Genomic DNA, 21,650 nt, shown 5'->3' with positions numbered 1-21,650 from the left:
CTTCTGTCCACTTCTGAGTTTCAGAATGTTATCCGCACCTGAATGTTATCCGCACCATTATTCTTGGTAATTTCGGTAATCCATGTAATAACCAACAGATTCATATAGTTATTCGCAACAGCTTAATTACCAAATTACCAACTCTTCCCCTCAAAGCTCATCTACCTCAAAAAAGGTAACGTTCACATTAAAAGGGAATGGGAAACCAAACGTTACCTTTCTCTAGCTGACCCTATAGTGGTAACTAAAATCCATACCTTCTAATCTAAAGTCACTTCCTCTCTTTACCTAAACTTTGCGTAAATATTTCCATTATTTTTCATCTTCAATCCCTTACTACATAAGGGATAAACAGCAGCTTTCTTCCTAAAACCATCGTCATCTTTGCCATCACCTTAAAATAAGATTAGAGCCACCCAAACGGCTCATTTCACTCGTTTAAAGGAGAAGCAACAATGACACAACCACTACGCAGATTAACCAAACTACGCCGCAACCGAATGATTCGTACATTGTATGACTATTGGGAGTTAGACCAAATTCAGCATTTCATGGGACTGAAATCTTTGTCTACTCGCACACTGAATAAAATCCTAAAGAGCGAATCGCGTAAGCGTAGAGACCGTATGATTCGCAAGCTCTTTGAGTACTGGGAACTTGAAGATATTCAGCGTTTTATGGAAGCGAAGCCGTTGTCTATTCGTACTATGAAATTCATCACGAGGGATGTATTTCCATGCGCATATTGATACGACCGAACAAACGGACGCGCAAGCACTTAGAAAGGCTTGCCCGTCACTCTAACTGCTCAATGGCAAGGATAGCCATGAGCCTACTAACGGAGTACGGCAGACATGCATGAAATGACACTAAAGCTGCCTCGCTCTATCACCGACGCACTACAGAAAGAAGCCGACGAACTCGGCCTTTCTTACTCTAAACACCTACTGGCCACACTGGATGAGTTGGCTACTACCAAATCAAAGGAACTGATTAATGACACAACTGCTACAAAACGAAGAATTACTGAATGACTTACAGCAAACCGTGGATGACGCATGGATTCTTGAGCAAGCCGATGAAATCCTTGATATCGTATTAACGTTAGACCCTGAAGAATTCGAACAGCTTCACGATACCGATGACAGACCAGTTGTTCGAGTGTATCGCACCACTGATGGCTTCAAGCTAAATTCGGTAGCATACGACATGGACTGTGATGACCTTAAGACTTACTTTAGCTTTTCTGACTATGAATCTGGGTTTTCAGCCGTTGATGGTGAGTATGACTACGAAGCTGCTCAGGAACGCCGAGAGCGCATTCGTACAGAGCGCCAAGTCAAGCAACAACGCAAGAAAGAACAAAGCCTAGAGCGCTTCCTTAGGATTGAAAAGGCTTATCAAACGGGCACACCAAATGCTGCTCATCCTTATCTAGAGCGTAAAGGTATCGAACCAGAGTCTGTTCAAATTGAATACCGAGTTGTTCATGCTCTTCTATTCCAAACAGACAAACCGTTAGAACTGCTCATTTATAAACTTAGTGATGATGCCTATCAGGTCATCACACCAGATAAGCTGACACTGAACGGTAAACGTCAAGATAAGTTCAATATCATTAGAGAATCGGGAGCTCTGAAGGGAGCCTTTGCAACAGTCGGTAATGGAGAGCCCGAGTTTATCGTTGAGGGATTTGCAGATGCCATCTCGGCAAATATGTGCTTAGACCGACCTGTTGCCATTGGATTAAATGCGCAAAACATTAAAAACATTGCCGTTAACCGACCGGAGCTTATTCTTATCGGTGACAATGATGACGCCGGACGCAAAAGTGCTGAGCAATCCGGCCTTGACGCACTTTTCCCGATTAGCCACAAAGATATTGATGAGATGCGACAGGATATCGGTATCGATGCTGCCAAAGCCTTTCTAGAGGCCGAAATTGAGCGGATAGAACAAGATAGAGCGCCGTTACTGTGCGACTCACAGCGCTCTATGACGCTCGTCTCAGCACCTCCCGGCTCTGGTAAGTCTCACCATGAGAGCTTGCGCATCTTACGTAATACTGGGCTCACCGTTTATGCTGTGCACAACAAGCAAGCGATGAATCAGCACAATGACAGTCGAGTAACCATGCTCCGAGAATTGGCTCGCTATGAGTCTGCACCTCTACCTGAAATTCGAACAGTTAAGAGCGAAGATGCTGCAGAAACCATTAAGCTTCAGTTTGAAAAAGCGGTTGAAGAGTACCGGTCATGTGACGATGAGGATAAGAATTGGGTTATTTTCATTACCCACAGAGCTTTGAGCATGCTTAACTTTGAGTTGGATGGGCTTGATGCGCGTCTAGTCATCGATGAAGTGCCCGACGCATTTCAAACTCACAGTGAAAAGATGCAAGCTGACAACTTAGGCATATTATTGGGCCACTTCAATGCAGAATCTAAAGAGGTCGGCGATTATTACATCGTCAACCTTAATGATTTGAATGAAACCGGTCGCAGATTTTACTATAACAAGTCGAACAAATACGACCTAGCTGTTAAGAGCTACTGGTCGTTTATAGACCAGACATTGCGTAACGCCAATCACACGAATTTTCTTATTATAGAGAAAGGCACCGGGGCCTATGCAGAGGTTGCGCAATATCTAGATGTCGATATAGAAACACTGGTGGAAGGTGAAAGCCCATATATCAGCTCGACATTGAGCATTGCCCCCAGAGTCACTATTACGAAATGTGAACTGTTTAATGCTGAGGTATTTGACAAATTCGCGGACGTTCGCATGCTATCGGATGATTGTGAGAACAGTATCTTTGCTCTGCTACTGGAACGCATTCAGGGTGTCGAAATGAACATCGAACGGCTTCCAACGCGGCATGAACGCGGAATTGCTCACCGAATTACCCAAATTATCGGAATTACCGACCAAGTATTCAGTAAGCACAAAATGGATACTCGACCAGAGCTCTCAAATGCGATTGCTGAAGAGTTAACCTCACATTGCAACCTATTTGCCTCTCTCTGGCTCCTGAATAATGAAAGCCGGGAAAACAGTGATGCAATAAACAAGCTAAAAGTGCTGGGTTACAATGTTGATGACTTAAACCCGATGACGCACGGACGCAATGACTTAACGCACTATGACACGCTAATCATGATGTACAGCTTAAAGCCATCACCCGTCTATTCAGCACTCATGTCGCAACTTAGAATTAGCCGTGAAGAGTTAACTCGCTGGTATGAACACAACGTCCACATGCAGAACGTTTTCCGGTGTGACCTTCGTATCGCTAATGGCACAGGGTCAAATACGTTAGTGTTTCCTGATAAGAGCTCGATTGAATACTTCTTAGATAGAGTTGAAGGGCTCTGGGGGACTGATGAAAGGCAACTCATCGAAGAGAAAGTGAGTTACCTTGATAGTGACGCTCTGAAAGCTTATTTTGAATCTAAGCCCTCTGGTCGCCGCCAGTCTGGTAATGAAGCACTGACAGGCGCTGAGCGCACTAAGTTAAGCAAATGGCGCAAAGATTTGCCTGACCTTAATGAGTATGCAGAAACGTTAGAAAATGGCCTGAAAGAACTGGTCTCAATGAAAGTTCGACAAGTCAAAGCTCTATACGAGGAATGGTTCGACCGCAATAAAGAGCAGCAAACACCACCTGAACCAGTAAGAATGCCGACCATTGAGCTCGATGGATACACAGTTTAAAGTTCAGCCCCTCTCAAGAGGGGTTATTTACGGTTTAATGGGGCAATGAATTCTTTAAGTCGCTCACTTACACCGTATGTCTTAAGTGCATTATGAACATATGTTTTTTTACTGCAATCTTCACCACTGTCCCACATCCGTTTAAACTCCGGGTTCGTTTGATATTCCTTCGCCATTAAACTTACGTTAAAAAATGCTGAGACATCCTGAATTTTAAGTTTTTCCCTTCTAAGGCCCAGTAGTCGGCCATATTCTTTAGGATTCATCGGTGCCGATTCAAGCAAAGATTTGAGGTTTACATACTGCCCCATTTCAAAATGCTTAAAAGAATATCGGTAAATTTGATTTGACGCGTTCTTTCGCTCCTCGTCGGAAGCCGTTTCTTGGCATCCGTCAACATAACCAATAATAATGTCATCATACGTCATGTTGTAATGAACCCTGTCCCTGATTGGCCACTCCCTCTTCTCAGGGTTAAAACGGTATGCTCGTCGAAAAGCGTCGATTGCCACTTTCGAGTTATTATCCTCATCTTCATCAAAACGCATTGTGAAATAGTCAATCATAAAGTGAGTGAACTCTACTGGGATTGGATACCCTTTATCTCTCGCTACTCTGGCATTATGGAACAGCCCATAAAGTACATCACTGCATTCATCTTCCAGACCACGACGCAGTTTGATTATGTACGAAGACTCGATACCTTCAGTTGGTGGTAGGAGTCGGATATTTTTGAAAGCATCTAGATGTTCCAAAATCAACCTGTAAACTTTTTCACTCTCCGTTTCCATGTATCCGCCTGACTTGTATGACTTTATTTCATCAAGATTTACATAAAGTGAAATGGTCGTCTACAAAAAGTGGCAAGCTGCAAAACAGCCTGCCGCTCAGATTACCTACTCTTGGTCAGCCAATATCGTCGAACGGATATGATAGAAACGCTTAGATTGTTTATTCACAGACTTGTTCTTAGTAAGCTTGCCATCATTTTGTGGAACCAGAAAACCTTTACGGAGCAGCATATTAGCTGCAACTTTATAGTCAAAGTCTTGACAAAAGATCGTCTGAAATGCACTAATTTCCACATAAAACATCTCGTCGTCTTTAATGCCATAACATTTTCCATTACGAGCAGCATTTTTATCTTCCGTATGGAACCACATATCCCCACGAGAGCTCAATCGTTCACGAATCGCATCCAACATTTTCTGGTCTTCCAGAGAGCCTGAAGTCCCTCGATTATCTAGCCATTCATTAAAAATACGTAAAGTTGCATCAAATGCTTCACCTTTATCCCAGCCAGTAATTCGCATTTGCGTTGCAAGTTCACCCGCGGCTGCAATTTCAGCAAGGTGACCCGCTACACGGTAAACCTGACCCACGGCACCCTCAAGGTTTGCTTGCTTCATGAAATCACGTTTCACCTCTTTTATGAACTTGTCAGCCATATCGCGGTGCTCGGTGACTAATTTAATCGCTCTTTTCGCAGCCACACCATGGTAGCGCTTTGCACTTACTTTCAATGCATCAGAGAACTCTCGCCCATCAGCATAGTCATGGGTGGTATCAAATACCCCCATTTCCTCTGAAACTGGCGCGTATACATTAATAAATCGAACTTCCTGCCCAGCAGTTACGTTAGCTTTCGCTTTTGTCATATGCTGTTCAAGCGACACTTCTCCGGTGGACAGCAACGTCGTTCTCCAGCTAGCTGGCCTTTTTCTACCCGTCATGCGCTGCTTTCCCTTACCATTACCGAGCATATATACCGCATCACCAACATCTTTCGGTGATAGCTGGGCTATTTCATCAAGAACTAGCAGCGAATCATTGTGATGGCTGGCAAGAACTTCCAAACCATTATCGGTCGCTTTCCAGCGAGGTAAGTGATGTGGATTTCCCCACACCGACTTCGCAAGTTCAAGTAATGTTGTCTTACCGCAGCTACTTGAGCCGTTAAAGTGAAGACCCGTATTCTCACTGCCCGTAAAATTCTTAATAATAGGCGAGAATGCAGCCGACAAAGCCAGCAACAGCCGACTGTTGCCTTGACATGGCTTAGCAACATTGCGTCTCCACTCCATTAAGCTGCCTATCTCAGTTGTGTCGCACATAGGCTCATCTTCCGATTGAAAAATGAGACGGTCTGGTCCATCACCAATTACAACATTAGGGAACACGTACTGATCACCAAACCACCCCGGCTCTGTAACACTGGTTGCTCGTGATATTGGCTTCACCTTCTGTAAGTAGTTTCTTAGCTCAGGATACATTTTCACTTCTGCCAGAAGCCCTTTCGGCACGAGCATATCCAGATACTTCGAATGAGCCCCAGTCAGATGCGTCCGCTTCAGAATGACCTCGTGAAAATTATCATCTGGGTCTTTAACCTCAACAACTAACCCCCAGTTGTCGGCTTCCTTGTCCCTAAGAAGCGAGGTTACTTTAAGGTTTTCACAAACCTTCTGCCTACGTGATACTCCGTCTTTACCCGGTTTAAAAAAGAACAAACCGTGAGGTGTAAGCTCGTAGCCTTCAGGGATACGAAGGTTAGCCTGTTCAATCATACTATCAACAAGCGCCTTCAATTTAGGGCGGCCATTACTCTGCTGGAAGTTGATGATTCTCCCACCATCTTTGACTTCAGGTTGAACAACTGTAACCCCGTGTGAAATAGCCACTTCTTTATCCAGCTCATCCTCTTGGTCACAGCACATCATTATTGGTGTTGTGCTGTAGTGCTCCTTCAGGTCATCTATGATGACTCTTAGGTTGTCATGACTTACATACATGATGGTGGTGTAGCCCGTCGCCTCAAACAGGACTGAGGCTGCCTGATGCGATTTTGCAAGCAACACGACGGTATCTTCACCTAGTATCGAGTGGAAACCTCCCGTCGTCGGCTTGCCCTCCATTAACTCGGTAGTACCATCTGGAGCGATTCTTTGTGCAGTAACTAACTTCCCATCACTGTTGACTAATGGAATGTACAGATCGTTGTTCGCTCCAATCAAAGCGCCATTACTCTTGATGTCATACTTGATAAGATGCGGATGTTGAGCCGCTTCCGATAGATGGCTCAACATACTCTTTAGGGATACTTCCGGTTGGTTTAGCTCAGTTGCAGTATTCATGATGAATAATCCTCTTTCGTTAGTGTTAAGCAAGACCCGTTCTTGCTGTAATACCTAGACTAACTAGAGACGCAAATCCTGTTGAGTTTAAGTGGTTAACCTGCCCAAACTTGATTTTTACCATCAATGTATGCTAGGCCACTGAAAAGGTAACGTTCACATTAAAAGGGGTGAGACTATCGAACGTTACCTTTTTCTAAATGGGTCAAATAACAGTAACTAAAATCTATACCTTCTAATAAGACGTCAATAATGGGTAATGTGGTAATTCTGGCAATTTCACTATTAACTATATATTAATCAGTTGGTTACTGAGAATTTCATTTGGTTAACACCAGCTACTGATGTGGTAATTACCAACAGTGAACCAACACCCAAGCCCTTAAGGTAATGTGTAACTGGCTGATATTAATGGATATTCAAGGTTTAATTACCGAATTACCCGATTACCATCGATTCAACAATCACTCTTCATCACGGTATAAGTACAGTAAGGGCATACCTCTACCATACCGCTAGCACTGGTACAGAATACCCTGAGAACACCACCCAAACCTTACCAGTAAGGTCTCGCAACCCTAACTTTACCGAAGGATGAGCCTATGGGATTTATCCGAGCCTACCTGCGTGTTAGTACCGTCGGTCAAGACGTCATGCGCGCTAAAACTGAAATCGAAGAGTTCGCCACCAGCCATAACCAGAAGATTGCTGCGTTCTACTTCGAACGCTTTACCGGAACATCACTGAATCGGCCAGAACTGAACCGCTTACTTGAGGACGCTCAAGACGGTGATGTCATTCTGATTGAATCGGTTGACCGTATCAGTCGTTTAACGAATGGAGACTGGCTGAAACTTAAACATCTTATTGAGTCGAAAGGCGTATCCGTCGTTGCCTTAGATTTGCCAACAAGTCACGTCGCAATGAAGCAGACCGAAGCTGGGGATGACTTCATTCATGCGGTACTCAAAGCGGTGAATGGAATGCTGCTCGATATACTGGCAGCAACTGCCCGGAAGGATTACGACCTCAGACGTAAAAGAACGATGGAAGGTATTGCAAAGGCCAAGCAATCTGACCCATCCAAGTATCAAGGTCGTAAACGGAACCGTGTCCTTTGGGCATCCATTAAGCGACTTCTGGAAACTTCACACACCTACAGCCAAATCCAAGCCATCACCGGTGCAAGCAGGATGACCATTGCAGCTGTCTCTAACGAACTCAAGGAGCAAAAGCAGATTGAAACCCATCCACGTTAAACGCGTTATCCAGTTTATCCAGCAACACCATCCGATACATAACGCTGAAGAACTTAAAGTCATTCTTCAACAGAACCCAGAGCGCTTTATCTACCTACTTAACGAAGCCATCGAAGTCTCTGGTTCAACACCCAAATGTGCAATGCGATTCATTCGCGAATTCAAATTAATTAAGAAAGAGAATCCTACTATGAACAAACCGAAAATCACCATGCGCCTAATGATTGTTATTAAATCAGCTTGGCAGAAAACCGTTCAGTTCTTTTCAGGTAAATCACAGAAGGTTGCCATCATCAGTGCTATTGGTGCAGTCGTGGCATTCATTGTTACTCGCAGCCCTGCGGCTATGGCTATGCTGTCTAAATGTGGTGGATTGCTTAACATAGCTAAAGACTTGACGCTGCAAAACGTCTACTTAGCTGGCAGCTTCATCCAGCTATTCGGTAATGTCGTCTGGAATCAGGTAGTAGCCGTGAAGAACTTTGCCATAAACAAAGCCGCTCGAGCTTGGCGTTGGACTGCTGGGCTATTTAGCACGACTTCGGATAGTGATGAGCCAATCTACAATGCAGCATGAACTAAAACTGGTGAAATGGCTTGAGGGGTTGCTGACGAGCTTAGCCCCGAAGGTCAGTCGAGTTGCTGAAACCATCGCGAGCATTGCTAGCATCATGGCAAGCCTATCGTGGCTAGTTGCTCAAGCATTGGTAGTGGTTCGTAGTAAAAGTTAACAACAACAGGGTTATCGACTACCCTGTTCACACTTTGAGCAGAAAGCCGACCAGAACAAGTAGTTGAAACTTGAAGGAAAATCACACCCATGATATTCAAATAGATTCAGTTAACTAATGTTGATATTGGAATCTTTACGTGAAGCCACTAAAAAATATAGAGCCAACAGACGAGCAAAGGCAACTGTTTACAACTCCCCATCCAATGAATCGAGTTATAAGAGGTGCTGCAGGTAGTGGAAAAACAACGATAGCATTGCTCATGCTAAAATTAGCAATCACATTCCATAGAAATAATCGTAGGCGAAACATGCAGGAACAAAAGCCTATACGAGCGATAGTATTTACGTTTAACACCACATTAAGCTCTTATATTCGCCAGTTAGCTCAAGAAATTGGCAAGGGCATAGAAATAGAAGTGCTAACACTAGCCAAATATTGTAGAAATAAATATCCAAATATTAACGAACTACAGATTGTAAACAATATAGAGGAATCTGGTTTCTCTATATCTAATACCTTAGGCTTGGACTCAAGTTATTTGTCTTCTGAAGTAGATTACGTATTAGGTCGTTTTTTGGAAACCGATCTAGAAGAATACTTGGACGCCGTGCGTGTAGGCCGAGGAACGAAGCCCAGAATCGACCGCGCTTTAAGAGAAAAGATTCTCCAAGAGATAATCCATCCCTATCTCGAATACAAAAAAAACAACGGAATTGTTGATTGGAACGATATCAACCAATATCCCATAAGTAACATAAATGAACAGTTTGACATCATAATTGCTGATGAAACTCAAGATTTTTCCGCAAACGAACTTAGAACAATAGTATCAATGCTTCACGATCAGTCTCATGGTACCTTTGTAATCGATACCGTTCAGAAGATATACAACCGAGGCTTTACTTGGCGAGAGGTTGGACTGGAAATAAGACCTCAAAATTCATTTAGATTAGAAAAGAATTATAGAAACACGTATGAAATAGCCTGGTTGGCTTACCAACTATTAAATCGAGTAGGAATTGATGCTGATGGCACCATACCTAAGTATGATAGTTGCCGAGTTTCTGGGGAACTACCAAAATTAATTTCAGGACTATACAATCAGCAAGTAAGCTACGCTATTGATTATCTAAATACCGTGGACCTCGAGAATGAAACTGTTTGCTTCATTTCTAAATCGCAAGGAACGCAAAGATATCTGAAATCAGAGTTATCGAGAGCAAAAATCCCCTTTGCTAACCTAACTAGAACTAGTGAGTGGCCTGATATTGACACCAATGTGGTTCTATCGACGATGCATTCAGCTAAAGGCTTAGAATTTGATCATGTTATCCTACTAGGTCTCAGTAACGAGTTTCTAAAATACGAAGAAGATTCAGAATCCGACTCTTATCTAAACATTTGTCGTTTATTAACAGTTTCAATTACACGAGCGAGAAAGTCCGTTATTCTAGGCTACAAAGAACAAGATAAACCAAGCATTTTAAACCTCTTAGATAGCAAAACTTATGAACTAGTGGAGTTGTGATGACTATAGAAGAAATCATCGAAGAAAGAGGCATAGAAGAAGTTCTACATTTCACAACTAACCACGGCTTGGTTGGAATCTGCTCTTTAAACAAATTGGTATCTCGTGATCAGTTACCCAAAGAAAAAGCACTGGAACATATAATCAAGTACAACTCTAAATTTCGTTCAGACTCACAATGGACATCTTATGTTAACTTATCGATCTCGAGAATTAATACTAGCTTCTTTGGATATAGCCAAACGTGGCACAGGGAAGAATATGATTTTTGGGTTATTTTTGCTTTCGATGCACAAATTCTAGCCCATGATGGAGTAGTCTTTACAACAACCAACAATATCTATAGGAATGAGTGTAAAAGAGATATTGGGCAGATTGGGTTAAATATGCTGTTCCATGACCAAGTTGTATCAAAGCGTGGGCGATTAAAGCCCAGAGATCCAACTTTGCCATTGAATTGGACTACATGTGAAGAAGCTGAAGTGCTCTATCCTAATGATATTAGTTTAGAATACTTAAAAAAATTGTATGTTCCAGATGAAGCTACTTTCGCGCTCGCTAGTGCTGCATTATCATTTGACGACAAACTTCAACATATTGAAATAGAAGTTAATACCGAAAAATTCATGGGATTATAAATGAGCAATTTTCGTAGACAGGCAACAATTAATTCTGCTCTTTGGGCTGCTTACGCGGATGCCTTGGGATTTATAACAGAATTAGCGAATTCTAAAGCTACCGTGAAGTCTCGTAGCGGCCAAGAGACCATATTGGAAACTATCCCATGGAAAAGGAAACTTGAAGGTATCTATGGGACACAAGTTGAATTACCCAAAGGAACATACTCTGATGATACCCAACTAAGACTTAGTACATCGAGAGCTATAAATGGTAGAGGATATTTCGATGTAGAAGCATTTGCCAAATGCGAATTGCCTGTCTGGCTAAGCTACGCATTAGGTGCCGGTCGCGGTACGAAAATCGCCACGAACAATTTAATAAAAAAATCTATTAACTGGTATTCAAATTTTTATTCTCAAAAGGATTCAAAATATATTCAAGGTGGCGGAAATGGCGCGGCAATGAGAATTCAACCTCATGTTTGGGCGGCCACTAATTTACATGACATCGAAAGCTACATAGTCGATGTCATTAAAAACTCAATAGTAACTCACGGACATCCTAGAGGCATATTGGGTGCTATTTTTCATTCACTATCGTTAGCTAGAGTACTACGAAATGAGAAACTGTCGTTAGAATCACTTAAGGAAGATGCTTTCATCTGTAGTCGTGCATCTGTTTTTATAAAGCAAGACGATATGTTGGAAACTTTTTGGGTTCACCAATGGGAAGCGGAGACTAAACTAAGCTTAGATGATGCGTTTGCTAATGGAGCAGAAGAATTACTTACAGATATTGAAAGTGTATCCACGTGGGTAGAGTCTACTGACACCAATTATACTCAACTCACAAACATAATGGGCTTAACAAATCCCGAGCAACGTGGTTCTGGAACAAAAACAGCACTCGCAGCCTCTCTGCTATTATTAAAAAGCTATACCTCAACCAATGCACATAAACTTTTAGTTGATGTAGTGAATGAATTGAAATCAGATACCGATACAATTGGAACAATGTTTGGTGCTCTGTATGGAGCTCAAGCTAATGCATTGCCGCCTGGCCACATTCAGGATTATGACTATATAGTTTCTGAAGCAAACCGAATGTATCGTCTAAGTGTAGGCGAGGATACTGAGACGTTTGAATACCCTGACGCTTTGAATTGGATTCCAAATCGTTCATCACTAGATAATTCTATGGTGGCGACCAATAATAAAGTCCATATTGATCTATTTGGAGAACTGACCCCGATTTCGGTATCTTATGAAGACAGGAAAAATGAATATTTATTTAAATGGTATTTAACGAAACACGGTTTTTCTATTCTCTTAAAGAGACGAGTCTTTAAAGAACTGCTCGAAGAAGAACCTCAGTGCGCTCCTAACACAATTTCGAGTGTTGACAATCCATCTATTCATAACTCGGATTCTTATGATACGGCTCAAATATCTGCCACTGCGAGTACTCAAAGTAAAACTGTAGCCCTAACTCCCATGGTGTACGATATGAAGGCTTTAGCTAGAGAAGCTATTGAGAGTAACTTTGATGAAACATTAATTGGGCAACATATAAAGCTACTTGCAAAAAAGAAAAACTACTCCATAGAGAGCGTCATAGCCTATTCATCTATAATTGCGAACGCATTTAATAACGACCCAACAACATGATTTATTTAAAGTTAGACAGCTTGTAATGTTACTCTGTTAATCACTATTAACCTCAAGTTTACTTGGCTCCAATAAGAATGCGTAAAACGAAAACAATAAGGAAGATGAAACCACTTCCTTATTGTCGTTAGTAGTTACTCTGCCCCCAAAAACATTAGCCACTACAGAAGCACTAAGCTTCACGTAGCAATTCAGTTGCAGTAATACTGAGACTTGCTTTATGTCCCTTCCATTAAAGACATAATGTTTGAGAGAGATTGTCAGCACTTGCCATTTTATGGAAACAAAGGCTGTCCTAACTGTCAAAACACCTCGGAATCTGCTGCACAACCTCGTTCTTCAAATTCAGCCCATAAGAACCATACTGGCTAGCCACATCGCCTTGAGAATGGCCCGTTACCGATTTTTGCACATCAATGCGCACATTCTTCACGCGACAGATTGTAATGAACGTATGGCGGAAAGCATGGAATGGCTTAAGGTTCGCTCGGTTAATGCCCAGCTCATCTGCAATATATTTCCCAAACCAAAGGCTAACCTTCGAGTGGTACTTAGTATTTTTCGATTTGTTCAGTTTAGGGAACAACCTGCCGTCTTGAGGCAACGAGTTAACATATTCAGCAAAACCCAATTCAAGCAAGTGTTGATGAATTGGCACTTGGCGTCGCTCACCCGTTTTGACGGATTGGTCTTCCCTATCTTCTGATATCTGGATAAACGGGATGTCGGAACCCAACGAAATATCATCAATATAGAGCTGTGCGAGCTCCTCTGCCCTTGCTCCGGTGTAATACAGCATAATGGGTAACCAATAAGGTGCTTCGCCATAGTCAGCTTTAGAGGGACGATAATCATCATGAAAGAGCTTTGAGCTAAATATCGAACGTATTTCTTCTGGTGTATAATCTTTCCCGGTAGGGTCTCCGCCAGTTTTCTTAATATCTGAAACAACGCCATGAACGGGATTATTCTGTATATAGTCCTGCCGTACTGCATAGGTAAATACAGCTGAAATAGCATTCATCTGTTTACGAACACCGGCTTGTGATATCAGCTTGAGTCCAAGTTCTTGAGCTTTGGCGACCTGCTCTTCAAGACTTAACGCTTTGATATCTTTTTTGACTTGAGTTGGAAGTGATTCAAGCATATTTCTAAATGTCGCCAAATCGCGCTTAGAGAAACTTGATATCATTTTATTGGGATACATTTTCAAAAATCGTTCGATAGCCGAAGAATAATCTCGAATCCGGGTCTCACCTTTAGTTGATTCTCTACGTAAAGTTGACTGTTTATACTCTTCCCAAACTTCTTCGAAAGATGTACCCGCCATATCTACTGGTTGTAGTTTATCAATACTCTCAAGATGTACCCCGTGTGATGCTAAATCAATATCTGAGACTTGCTTTTTAACTGCACTGCGCGTCATATCGACATATGCTAGTGCAAACTTAGCTAATAACTTTCGGTATTGCTGACTGTCTAAATCAGGTTCTACATTATAGCCTGCAAGTGATGAGGTAAAATACTCACCAATCAGTCGTTCTAACTGACTATAAATTTCGCGAAGTCGTTTGGCTTTACGTTCAGGATCAACACTGATGCCGTTAATTTCGTTATACCGCTGCCTAAGCTTAAAATTTTCGATATCATCGAGAGCATCAAGCACCGGAAGATTATTTTCTTCGATAAATTCTCCGCTCTTCATAATGAAAGGGTTAATCGCACCGTGGATGCCATAGAAATGTTTGGCCGTTGCCTGTTTCCACTCAAAAATAATTGCATCAATAACACCATCAGTAAGTCGAGAATCACTCTCTAACTTTCTTCGGGCGCGTTCAATTTCCGCTTGAAACTCAGCTAAAACAGTCGGATGACTTAAACGAGCCTCACGCTCTTCTTTCGTACCGAGGGAGCGTTTCAGTTCACTTTTACCGATGATGGGACGAAGTTCTTTAGGAACAACCAAGCGAGTAGTCCAAACGCCATTTTTATTTTTGATTGGTGAAGCCATTAAGAACCCCATTTTGTACACCTCTTTTGTACACCCTAGCCGATTGAGGCGCATACAAAAAAGATGAAGCCAGTTAACGTTAAGCCCTTATATTACCTTAACTTACTGACCTAAAACGAGAAAACCCCAGCATTTCTGCTAGGGTTTTTAAGGTGGCGGTGAGCAAGAGATTCGAACTCTCGATACGTTGCCGTATACACACTTTCCAGGCGTGCTCCTTAAGCCACTCGGACAACTCACCGGAGGTTAACCATAACGGCTAACGAGGCGCTAATTTAATGATTCAGCTAATGATCGTCAAGGAAAAATCCCAAAAAAAGCGTTCTAACTAAGTTATTTGCTTACTAATTGGCTAAATTGAATATTTTCCCTACAACTGTGTTTTATTTCTTTAGCTGTATCACATCGCACGGTAATAGCCAGGCACTTTAAACCAACGACGACACATATCGAGGAAGTAGCCATAAATCACGCCCATTCCACAAGAAACTACAGCGTTACTCGCAACGGCTGTCATGATTTGGTCTGTTGAAGCACCAACTGTGTATAGGATGGCAGCATATACCGGTGATTGGAAAAGCACATAAGCCACGAGATCTGACACGTTTTTCATCAAACTGGTTTCTGAAATACGTCGGCCTTGTCTCAGCATAAAATCTCTAAATACGCCGTATGGCCAAGCGATGGCGATATTTACGGGAATAGAAAGAGTTCGCGACGCTAGTGACTGCTCAAATGTCATCTGAGAGATAAATATTTCAATAATCATCCCCGATACAAAGCAGAAAACAACCATTGCAAAAGTGTCCGCAGCAGCATGACGTATACAAAAAGGGCCACGAGCTTTCATTTATGTCCTCACAAGATAATAAACTGCAAAATTAGCGCTCTCATAACACATATCACCACCATAAAAAGATCAGGCAGTTAATGGCGCCATTAGAGCACAACTTATATAGTTTTTGATCTCGTATTTTTATTCAGTTACTAAATAAACAACCATAAATGAAATGCAAAGTAGCATCTCTCTCTTATTTCACACAGTTATAACAAATGATTCAACTATGCTTAAAGGTTTAAATTTTAAAACGTGGGTCTCTTCTAATGACCTAATAATCTGAAAGCAATATGGTTACTAAATCGATAGATTCTTTAGGAGGTATCTCACCTTCTTCTAGATGAGATTTTACAGATGTCAGCGCTTTGACCAATTGGCTGTCACTAGGCAGTTCCAAGGAATGTTCTAATAACTCAACTATGTCTAACGCTTCACCGACGGCTTTATTTTCGATGGCGATATAGAGTTTGACTAACAACTCCTCAGCGCTGCCACTAAAAGCCAGCTTAGGCATTTCTGAGTGGTACTGGTAAAGCTTGTTAATGTGCTTATAGAGAGCATCATCCAGCTCACCTGCATTGATAGGTTTCGCGACTATCGAGTCTGCTCCGGCACTCAACAGGCTTTCTCTTGTGTCTTTAAACACATCTGCAGTACAGCCGAGGATCAGAACTTGAGATTGAGGGCCTTCCAGTTGGCGGATTGAATGTATAGCTTCAACGCCGTCTTTGACGGGCATGTGGTTATCCATAAGAATGAGGTCAAATTGCCCATTCGCAACTGCTTGTATTGCAAGCTCACCATTTTCGACACATTCACATTCAAAACCTTTATTTTTCATAAACGTTTCGATGATCATGGTGTTGGTGCGGTTGTCTTCCACTATCAATACCTTCAATCCAGAATAGCTTAAATGACGTGAGTGATTACTCTCGACCAATTCAGGCTCACAAACGTCAATCTTCAGATTCACTTGAAAACTGGTGCCAATATCCACCTTACTGTTAACGGAAACCGTTCCTTCCATAAGTTCAGCGATCTGCTTAACAATCGCTAAGCCTAGGCCTGTGCCACCGAAACGTCGGGTGGTTGAAGATTCGGCCTGTTCAAATGGTCGGAATATTTTCTCCTGAGCCGCCTTCTCGATGCCAATACCAGTGTCACGGACTCTGATACTCAGATAGAGCTGACCGTCGAGCTTCACTTCGCTGAAAAACACTTCCACGAAACCACGCGAGGTAAATTTCACCGCATTGTTTAATAAGTTAAACAAAATCTGACGAATTCTCGCCTTATCGGAAAAGTACCAGCGATTTGCAGGTACTTCTGAGTAGACCTTAAATTGCAAACCTTTCTCATGGCAAAGGGAGGAGTAAACACTGGTGACACTGCCAATAATAAATTCAAGTGGAAACTTGCTGTTATCAAGCTCCATGTGCCCTTGTTCGAATTTAGAGAAATCGAGCATCTCATTAAGCAGTGACATCATGTGTTCGCCAGACTCATACAGGCTTTTCAACTGTTTACGTTGCTGAGGTTTTAAGTCCCCTCGCAGTAGTATCTGAGCCATACCGAGAACGCCGTTCATTGGCGTGCGAATCTCATGAGACAGCGTAGCAAGGAAAATACTTTTAGATTTTGTCGAGGCTTGCGCTTTGATTTTCTCCGCTTCCAAATACACAGTCTTTTGATTGAAGGTATCAATCAAATAACGAATCTCATCCTGACTGTGGTAAGGAACATCAATGATGCCACCCTCTTTTGAATCATCGACTTTTTGTGCAATCACCACAATTGGGTTAATCAGGTAGCGATTAATTAAGTAGTAACCCAACATCAGACAGAAAAGTAGTAGCGGCAAGATCCCCTTCTCGACACTCATCACTAAGTCAAACACATCATCGTCGACCAAGCGATGCGAGTTCACTACATCAAGCTTCCAGTTAAAGTCACCAAAGGCGTATTTACTGACATACGCACCATCTCGCAACCGGAAATTATGCTCTGTAATGGTTGAACCGTATGAGTCTCGCAGCGAAACACCCAGTTGGTATCTCTCTGCGTGAAGTGAAATCAGTGCAGTCAAACTTTGTAAAGAAAGATCAACCGTGGCTACCCCAGAAAATTCACCGTTTACATAATACGGCGAAGTCACTGTGATCATTTGGATCTGAGTGAATGAATCCACATAAACAGGAGACCAAAATATGCTACCGCTTGGTTCTTCCATTCCTGCCACATACCAAACTTCGCTGTCATATCCGCCTGATTCTGGATTATTCCAAGAATGGAGCTGGTCGACTTTGCCATCTGTGGCTCTGTTAAAGAACAAGCCTTTGTACTTAATATAAGGGTCAACACTGAACGGCTTAGGCCAAATACCACCGCTGATGACAACGTCATCGACAGTAGAAAATATCGAACGTAGCATGCGCGAAGCCTCTTCTTGGCTTTCTGATGCTTGAGCAATACTAACTATACTTTGAAGAACGCCCACCGAGCGATTGAGAGGGTCTAAAACTTGCGACGAAAGAAGCTCAGCACGCAAGTCTAAATACTGCTTCAACTCTTTTCTGAAAGGGGAATCCACAGCCAAGTAGGTCAACGAGCCAATTGTGGCCAGGAAAAAGCACAAATACACGATGAGAGCGAACATGCTCTTGCGCTTTAATGATGAACGTATTTCCATAAGCCTTTGATAAAAAATCCTTTAGCAACAGTATAGTGAAATTATATGGGAATTTACTCATAAGAAGGTTGCAAATGTTAATCCAAACCGCATTTTGTTTGTTAAAAAACGGGGTCTTCTGTGAACTCGCATCAAAAGACGGTTAAGGGTAAGATAGTGCTAATTTTTGCAGTAAAGTATGGAACCCTATTTTGACCTTACACGATATCCTTACCCAACCTGAATTTGAAGATAAGTTGCTTAACGAAGCTAAGTCACGTGGCTTTGTTGCTGCGATGGCCTGTGCGCCAAACATTCTTCCTCCGCAGGAATGGTTACCTTTCCTTTGGGGGGGCGAAGAAGTCGCACCTTTTAGTGATGGTGAGCAACTAGAAACTTACATCCAACATATTATTGATATGTGGAACCAATATCGCTCTTCATTTTTAGAAGGTACTTGGGTTTGGCCTGAAGGTTATGACCTTGACGAAGAAGAAATCGTTACCGATTCAGTACGTGATTTCTGTGAAGGTGTATTGCAGGGTTGGCAGCTTGCCCGCGATGACTGGGAAGTGCTAATGCCAGAAGAGAGCCAAGATAATGCCCTACTGGGCGGCGTTCTTCTTTCTCTCAGCATGCTTTACGATCCAGAGACAGCGCTGACGACTTTAAATGAACAAGGTATGGAAGGCTTAGATCAGTTTGAAGAGATCTACGCAGCGATTCCGGTCATGCTATGTGGCTTAACTCAGCGCGGTGTTGCTCTCGCTGAAGCACAGTAGTACTCATCTTCTATGAGAAACAAAGAAGCCAGCATTATGCTGGCTTCTTTCATGTTGATTTGCGTATCAATTCGTTGGTAGCCGCGCTTAAGCGTTACCTTTTACCTTGATATTAAGCTGCTCTGCGAAATCCAACATACGATTTAGTGGGATCAAAGACTTAACACGTAAATCTTCATCAACAAAAATTTCGTGTCCGCTGCCACCATCTTTTAACGCTTTTTCAATCGCTTTTAAGCCGTTCATTGCCATCCAAGGACAATGCGCACAACTGCGGCAAGTCGCACCTGCACCTGCTGTTGGCGCTTCGATCAGTTCTTTCTCAGGAACCAACTGCTGCATCTTGAAGAAAATGCCTTTGTCTGTTGCGACAATCATTTTCTGATGAGGGAGTTCTTTGGCAGCTTTGATCAACTGACTGGTAGAGCCTACTGCGTCCGCCAGTTCAACAACACTTGAAGGTGATTCTGGGTGCACCAAAATTGCCGCCTCAGGATAAAGGCTTTTCATCTTCTTCAGTGCATCTGCTGAAAACTCATCGTGTACCACACACTCGCCTTGCCAAAGCAGCATATCTGCGCCGGTTTTGTTGGCGATATAAGAGCCAAGATGGCGATCTGGTCCCCAGATGATTTTCTTATCTTCTGATTCAAGTTGCTCTACGATCTCAAGTGCAATACTCGACGTCACTACCCAATCAGCTCGCGCTTTTACAGCAGCGGAAGTGTTCGCGTATACAACCACAGTATGGTCTGGGTGCGCATCGCAAAACTCGGAAAACTTGTCAGCAGGACAGCCTAGATCAAGCGAGCATTCTGCTTCTAGCGTTGGCATTAAAATACGTTTTTCTGGGGTAAGAATCTTCGCAGACTCGCCCATGAAACGTACGCCAGCGATAATCAATGTGCTTGCTGGATGGCGGTTACCAAACTTTGCCATCTCCAGAGAATCACCAACAAAACCGCCTGTTTCTTCTGCAAGGGCTTGGATTTCTGGGTCAGTGTAGTAATGCGCGATTAAAACTGCGTCTTTCTCTTTTAGCAGCTCTTTAATACTCGCAAGGTAGGTTTGCTTCTCTTCCGCCGACAATGGAGTCGGTTTTGGAGGGAATGGGTAAACCGTATCGATTTTATCTAATATATGGCTCATTGCTCATGCTCTATGCAACTTCCTTTAATTCGGGCATTGTACACCGACATAGAATAGATAGGCAAAAATGATTCTTTTGCGCAGCGACAGTAAGTGTTTTTGCTCAACAGCAATATCCGTTGCTTTAGCTAAGAGTGAAAGAAAAAAGAGGCTGCCGTTTGGCAACCTCTTTTCTATCATCTGCTTTATTACTTCAGATTTTCACTGGCGACTTTCGCTGAAGCACTGGTTGGGTATTCATCAACTACTTGTTGATAGTACTTTTTAGCTTGGGCTTCATTATTGTTTCGTTTAGCAATATCGCCTAACTTCACTAAAGCATCTGCTCGCTTGTTAGATTCTTTGTAAGAAACTACTGCAGCAAAACTGGTCGCAGCTTCTTTATCTTGTTTCTTAGCGAAATACAGTTGCCCCAACCAATAATGCGCATTTGGTGCAAAGTTCGAGTTTGGATAATCTTTTTGGAATTGTTGGAAGGCGGCTATCGCACCAGCGTAGTCACGTTTCTTCAGAATTAGGTCTACGGCATTTTGATAAGCCGCTTGTTCATCTGCATCACTGCTGAATGTACCTTGAGGAACGTCTTCATCGTTAGATGCAGCCGCCGCAGGTGCAGGCTTTTTCATTTCACCACGAACACGGTCAAGCTCGACAAACAACTCCCTTTGGCGTTGTAACATCTGCTGCATATCGTAGTTATTTTTTTCTATCTGCCCACGTAATTCATTGATTTCGAGAGCCATGGTGTCTAGCTGCTGCTGCATTTGCACTTGAAGGCGCGCACGAGTTTCAAGCAGACGCTCTAATCGCTGAACTTCCGATTCTGAAGAAGCTGTTCGAGTAGAAGAGGTTTGGCTAGATGAATTATTGCTGAGATCAGATACTGGAGCTGGTGCAGCGAACGAACTGTTCGCTGCACTTGCCAGTAACGTAAGCGTGATCAGGCGCTTTAAGTTACTGAACATGAGGTTCATCCCTGAATTAGTATACTAGAACTGCGCGGCGGTTCTTAGCATATACTTCGTCAGATTGGCCAAGAAGAAGAGGCTTCTCTTCACCGTAGCTAACGATAGAGATTTGGTCAGCTTGAACACCTAGTGCTTCTAGGTATTTAGCTACTGCTTGTGCACGACGCTCACCAAGTGCGATGTTGTACTCTGGAGTACCACGCTCATCAGCGTGACCTTCGATAGTTACTTTAAGGCTTGGCATTTTGCTTAGGTAAGCTGCGTGAGCCGCTAGCATTTCTTCGTAGTCACCAGCGATAGTTGCGTTATCGAATGCGAAGTAAATTGTTGAAGTTTCACGTAGAGCTTGCTCTTTAAGCTCTTGCTCAGAAAGCTGACCGTTTTGATCCATTGGAGAAACAACAGTTGTGTCAACTTGGTTAGCTGAACCTGAAGTTGATTGGTTAGTTGTTTCTGAACCAGCGTTGCTTGCTGCGTCATCGCTTGAACTACAAGCTGTCACTGCTAGTACTGGTAGCGCAATTAGTAGCCCTTTAAGAACTTTATTAAGTTGCATCTTGTTTTCCTTTATTTT

The 21,650-nt window shown here is 42.6% G+C and carries 18 protein-coding genes and 1 tRNA gene; 10 read left to right on the top strand and 9 right to left on the bottom strand.

The features are described 5' to 3' along the window. Positions 1 to 455: 455 nt before the first annotated feature. From AAGA51_RS05485 to AAGA51_RS05475, 3 genes are all read left to right on the top strand, one after another. Positions 456 to 749: a hypothetical protein gene (locus tag AAGA51_RS05485; protein ID WP_042486552.1), complete on the top strand. Its 294-nt coding sequence runs from the start codon at positions 456 to 458 to the stop codon at positions 747 to 749. A gap of 105 nt (positions 750 to 854) precedes the next feature. After that, positions 855 to 1,034, top strand: coding sequence for a hypothetical protein (locus AAGA51_RS05480; protein WP_042486555.1), 180 nt, complete (start codon positions 855 to 857; stop codon positions 1,032 to 1,034). Further along, on the top strand, positions 997 to 3,717 hold the full coding sequence (locus AAGA51_RS05475) for a hypothetical protein (RefSeq protein ID WP_042486558.1): 2,721 nt from the start codon (positions 997 to 999) through the stop codon (positions 3,715 to 3,717). Before AAGA51_RS05480 ends, AAGA51_RS05475 begins: the two co-directional genes overlap by 38 nt. A 23-nt stretch (positions 3,718 to 3,740) precedes the next feature. Here AAGA51_RS05475 and AAGA51_RS05470 read toward each other — a convergent pair whose 3' ends face one another. Further along, complete coding sequence (locus tag AAGA51_RS05470) at positions 3,741 to 4,508, bottom strand: hypothetical protein (protein ID WP_042486560.1); 768 nt, start codon at positions 4,506 to 4,508, stop codon at positions 3,741 to 3,743. A 105-nt stretch (positions 4,509 to 4,613) separates the two neighbouring features. Beyond that, positions 4,614 to 6,851, bottom strand: a complete 2,238-nt coding sequence (locus AAGA51_RS05465; RefSeq protein WP_042486562.1) for a TOPRIM and DUF927 domain-containing protein — start codon at positions 6,849 to 6,851, stop codon at positions 4,614 to 4,616. Between the two features lie 602 nt (positions 6,852 to 7,453). Here AAGA51_RS05465 and AAGA51_RS05460 point away from each other — a divergent pair. The 6 genes from AAGA51_RS05460 to AAGA51_RS05435 all read left to right on the top strand — a co-directional run bounded on the left by AAGA51_RS05460 (position 7,454) and on the right by AAGA51_RS05435 (position 12,660). Beyond that, on the top strand, positions 7,454 to 8,110 hold the full coding sequence (locus AAGA51_RS05460; protein WP_042486565.1) for a recombinase family protein: 657 nt from the start codon (positions 7,454 to 7,456) through the stop codon (positions 8,108 to 8,110). Continuing rightward, positions 8,091 to 8,687: a hypothetical protein gene (locus AAGA51_RS05455; protein ID WP_042486568.1), complete on the top strand. Its 597-nt coding sequence runs from the start codon at positions 8,091 to 8,093 to the stop codon at positions 8,685 to 8,687. Before AAGA51_RS05460 ends, AAGA51_RS05455 begins: the two co-directional genes overlap by 20 nt. Then, positions 8,677 to 8,841, top strand: a complete 165-nt coding sequence (locus tag AAGA51_RS05450; protein WP_156102048.1) for a hypothetical protein — start codon at positions 8,677 to 8,679, stop codon at positions 8,839 to 8,841. Before AAGA51_RS05455 ends, AAGA51_RS05450 begins: the two co-directional genes overlap by 11 nt. 139 nt (positions 8,842 to 8,980) lie before the next feature. Next, positions 8,981 to 10,372 (top strand): 3'-5' exonuclease, encoded by a 1,392-nt coding sequence (locus AAGA51_RS05445; protein WP_042486570.1) that lies wholly within the window; start codon positions 8,981 to 8,983, stop codon positions 10,370 to 10,372. Then, on the top strand, positions 10,372 to 11,010 hold the full coding sequence (locus tag AAGA51_RS05440; RefSeq protein ID WP_042486574.1) for a DarT ssDNA thymidine ADP-ribosyltransferase family protein: 639 nt from the start codon (positions 10,372 to 10,374) through the stop codon (positions 11,008 to 11,010). Before AAGA51_RS05445 ends, AAGA51_RS05440 begins: the two co-directional genes overlap by 1 nt. Continuing rightward, positions 11,011 to 12,660, top strand: coding sequence for an ADP-ribosylglycohydrolase family protein (locus AAGA51_RS05435; RefSeq protein ID WP_042486577.1), 1,650 nt, complete (start codon positions 11,011 to 11,013; stop codon positions 12,658 to 12,660). It abuts the gene before it with no gap. Between the two features lie 295 nt (positions 12,661 to 12,955). Here the strand turns inward: AAGA51_RS05435 and AAGA51_RS05430 are convergent, their stop codons facing one another. From AAGA51_RS05430 to AAGA51_RS05415, 4 genes are all read right to left on the bottom strand, one after another. Then, a complete protein-coding gene (locus AAGA51_RS05430) occupies positions 12,956 to 14,671 on the bottom strand; it encodes a site-specific integrase (RefSeq protein WP_167828608.1) in 1,716 nt (571 codons plus the stop codon). 153 nt (positions 14,672 to 14,824) lie between these two features. Next, positions 14,825 to 14,912, bottom strand: a tRNA-Ser gene (locus AAGA51_RS05425). 159 nt (positions 14,913 to 15,071) lie between these two features. Continuing rightward, positions 15,072 to 15,521: an L-alanine exporter AlaE gene (locus AAGA51_RS05420; RefSeq protein WP_042486582.1), complete on the bottom strand. Its 450-nt coding sequence runs from the start codon at positions 15,519 to 15,521 to the stop codon at positions 15,072 to 15,074. A gap of 259 nt (positions 15,522 to 15,780) precedes the next feature. After that, positions 15,781 to 18,198 carry a hybrid sensor histidine kinase/response regulator gene (locus tag AAGA51_RS05415; protein ID WP_042486586.1) on the bottom strand — a complete coding sequence of 806 codons (2,418 nt, stop codon included), beginning with the start codon at positions 18,196 to 18,198 and terminating at the stop codon, positions 15,781 to 15,783. Between the two features lie 188 nt (positions 18,199 to 18,386). Here AAGA51_RS05415 and AAGA51_RS05410 point away from each other — a divergent pair, with 188 nt between their 5' ends. Then, on the top strand, positions 18,387 to 18,959 hold the full coding sequence (locus tag AAGA51_RS05410; protein ID WP_171137578.1) for a UPF0149 family protein: 573 nt from the start codon (positions 18,387 to 18,389) through the stop codon (positions 18,957 to 18,959). A gap of 87 nt (positions 18,960 to 19,046) precedes the next feature. Here the strand turns inward: AAGA51_RS05410 and nadA are convergent, their stop codons facing one another. The 3 genes from nadA to pal form a co-directional block, all read right to left on the bottom strand. Further along, on the bottom strand, positions 19,047 to 20,108 hold the full coding sequence (nadA, locus tag AAGA51_RS05405; protein ID WP_042486591.1) for a quinolinate synthase NadA: 1,062 nt from the start codon (positions 20,106 to 20,108) through the stop codon (positions 19,047 to 19,049). 188 nt (positions 20,109 to 20,296) lie between these two features. Next, positions 20,297 to 21,073 carry a tol-pal system protein YbgF gene (ybgF, locus tag AAGA51_RS05400; protein ID WP_042486593.1) on the bottom strand — a complete coding sequence of 259 codons (777 nt, stop codon included), beginning with the start codon at positions 21,071 to 21,073 and terminating at the stop codon, positions 20,297 to 20,299. A 16-nt stretch (positions 21,074 to 21,089) separates the two neighbouring features. After that, positions 21,090 to 21,632, bottom strand: a complete 543-nt coding sequence (gene pal / locus AAGA51_RS05395; protein WP_042486596.1) for a peptidoglycan-associated lipoprotein Pal — start codon at positions 21,630 to 21,632, stop codon at positions 21,090 to 21,092. Between the last annotated feature and the right edge of the window lie 18 nt (positions 21,633 to 21,650).

Source organism: Vibrio diazotrophicus, from assembly GCF_038452265.1.
In the GTDB taxonomy this organism is placed as follows: Bacteria; Pseudomonadota; Gammaproteobacteria; order Enterobacterales; family Vibrionaceae; genus Vibrio; species Vibrio diazotrophicus.
Note: the sequence above shows the minus strand (reverse complement) of the source record. Positions and strands in the feature narration are given on the sequence as shown.

Excerpts from the sequence above, each read along its gene's own strand:
- AAGA51_RS05420 (WP_042486582.1), bottom strand. The coding sequence starts at position 15,521 with ATGAAAGCTCGTGGCCCTTTTTGTATACGTCATGCTGCTGCGGACACT.
- AAGA51_RS05440 (WP_042486574.1), top strand. The coding sequence starts at position 10,372 with ATGACTATAGAAGAAATCATCGAAGAAAGAGGCATAGAAGAAGTTCTA.
- AAGA51_RS05415 (WP_042486586.1), bottom strand. The coding sequence starts at position 18,198 with ATGGAAATACGTTCATCATTAAAGCGCAAGAGCATGTTCGCTCTCATC.
- AAGA51_RS05480 (WP_042486555.1), top strand. The coding sequence starts at position 855 with ATGCATGAAATGACACTAAAGCTGCCTCGCTCTATCACCGACGCACTA.
- AAGA51_RS05435 (WP_042486577.1), top strand. The coding sequence starts at position 11,011 with ATGAGCAATTTTCGTAGACAGGCAACAATTAATTCTGCTCTTTGGGCT.
- AAGA51_RS05430 (WP_167828608.1), bottom strand. The coding sequence starts at position 14,671 with ATGGCTTCACCAATCAAAAATAAAAATGGCGTTTGGACTACTCGCTTG.
- AAGA51_RS05465 (WP_042486562.1), bottom strand. The coding sequence starts at position 6,851 with ATGAATACTGCAACTGAGCTAAACCAACCGGAAGTATCCCTAAAGAGT.
- pal (WP_042486596.1), bottom strand. The coding sequence starts at position 21,632 with ATGCAACTTAATAAAGTTCTTAAAGGGCTACTAATTGCGCTACCAGTA.
- AAGA51_RS05460 (WP_042486565.1), top strand. The coding sequence starts at position 7,454 with ATGGGATTTATCCGAGCCTACCTGCGTGTTAGTACCGTCGGTCAAGAC.
- AAGA51_RS05450 (WP_156102048.1), top strand. The coding sequence starts at position 8,677 with ATGCAGCATGAACTAAAACTGGTGAAATGGCTTGAGGGGTTGCTGACG.
- AAGA51_RS05485 (WP_042486552.1), top strand. The coding sequence starts at position 456 with ATGACACAACCACTACGCAGATTAACCAAACTACGCCGCAACCGAATG.
- AAGA51_RS05470 (WP_042486560.1), bottom strand. The coding sequence starts at position 4,508 with ATGGAAACGGAGAGTGAAAAAGTTTACAGGTTGATTTTGGAACATCTA.
- AAGA51_RS05475 (WP_042486558.1), top strand. The coding sequence starts at position 997 with ATGACACAACTGCTACAAAACGAAGAATTACTGAATGACTTACAGCAA.
- nadA (WP_042486591.1), bottom strand. The coding sequence starts at position 20,108 with ATGAGCCATATATTAGATAAAATCGATACGGTTTACCCATTCCCTCCA.
- ybgF (WP_042486593.1), bottom strand. The coding sequence starts at position 21,073 with ATGTTCAGTAACTTAAAGCGCCTGATCACGCTTACGTTACTGGCAAGT.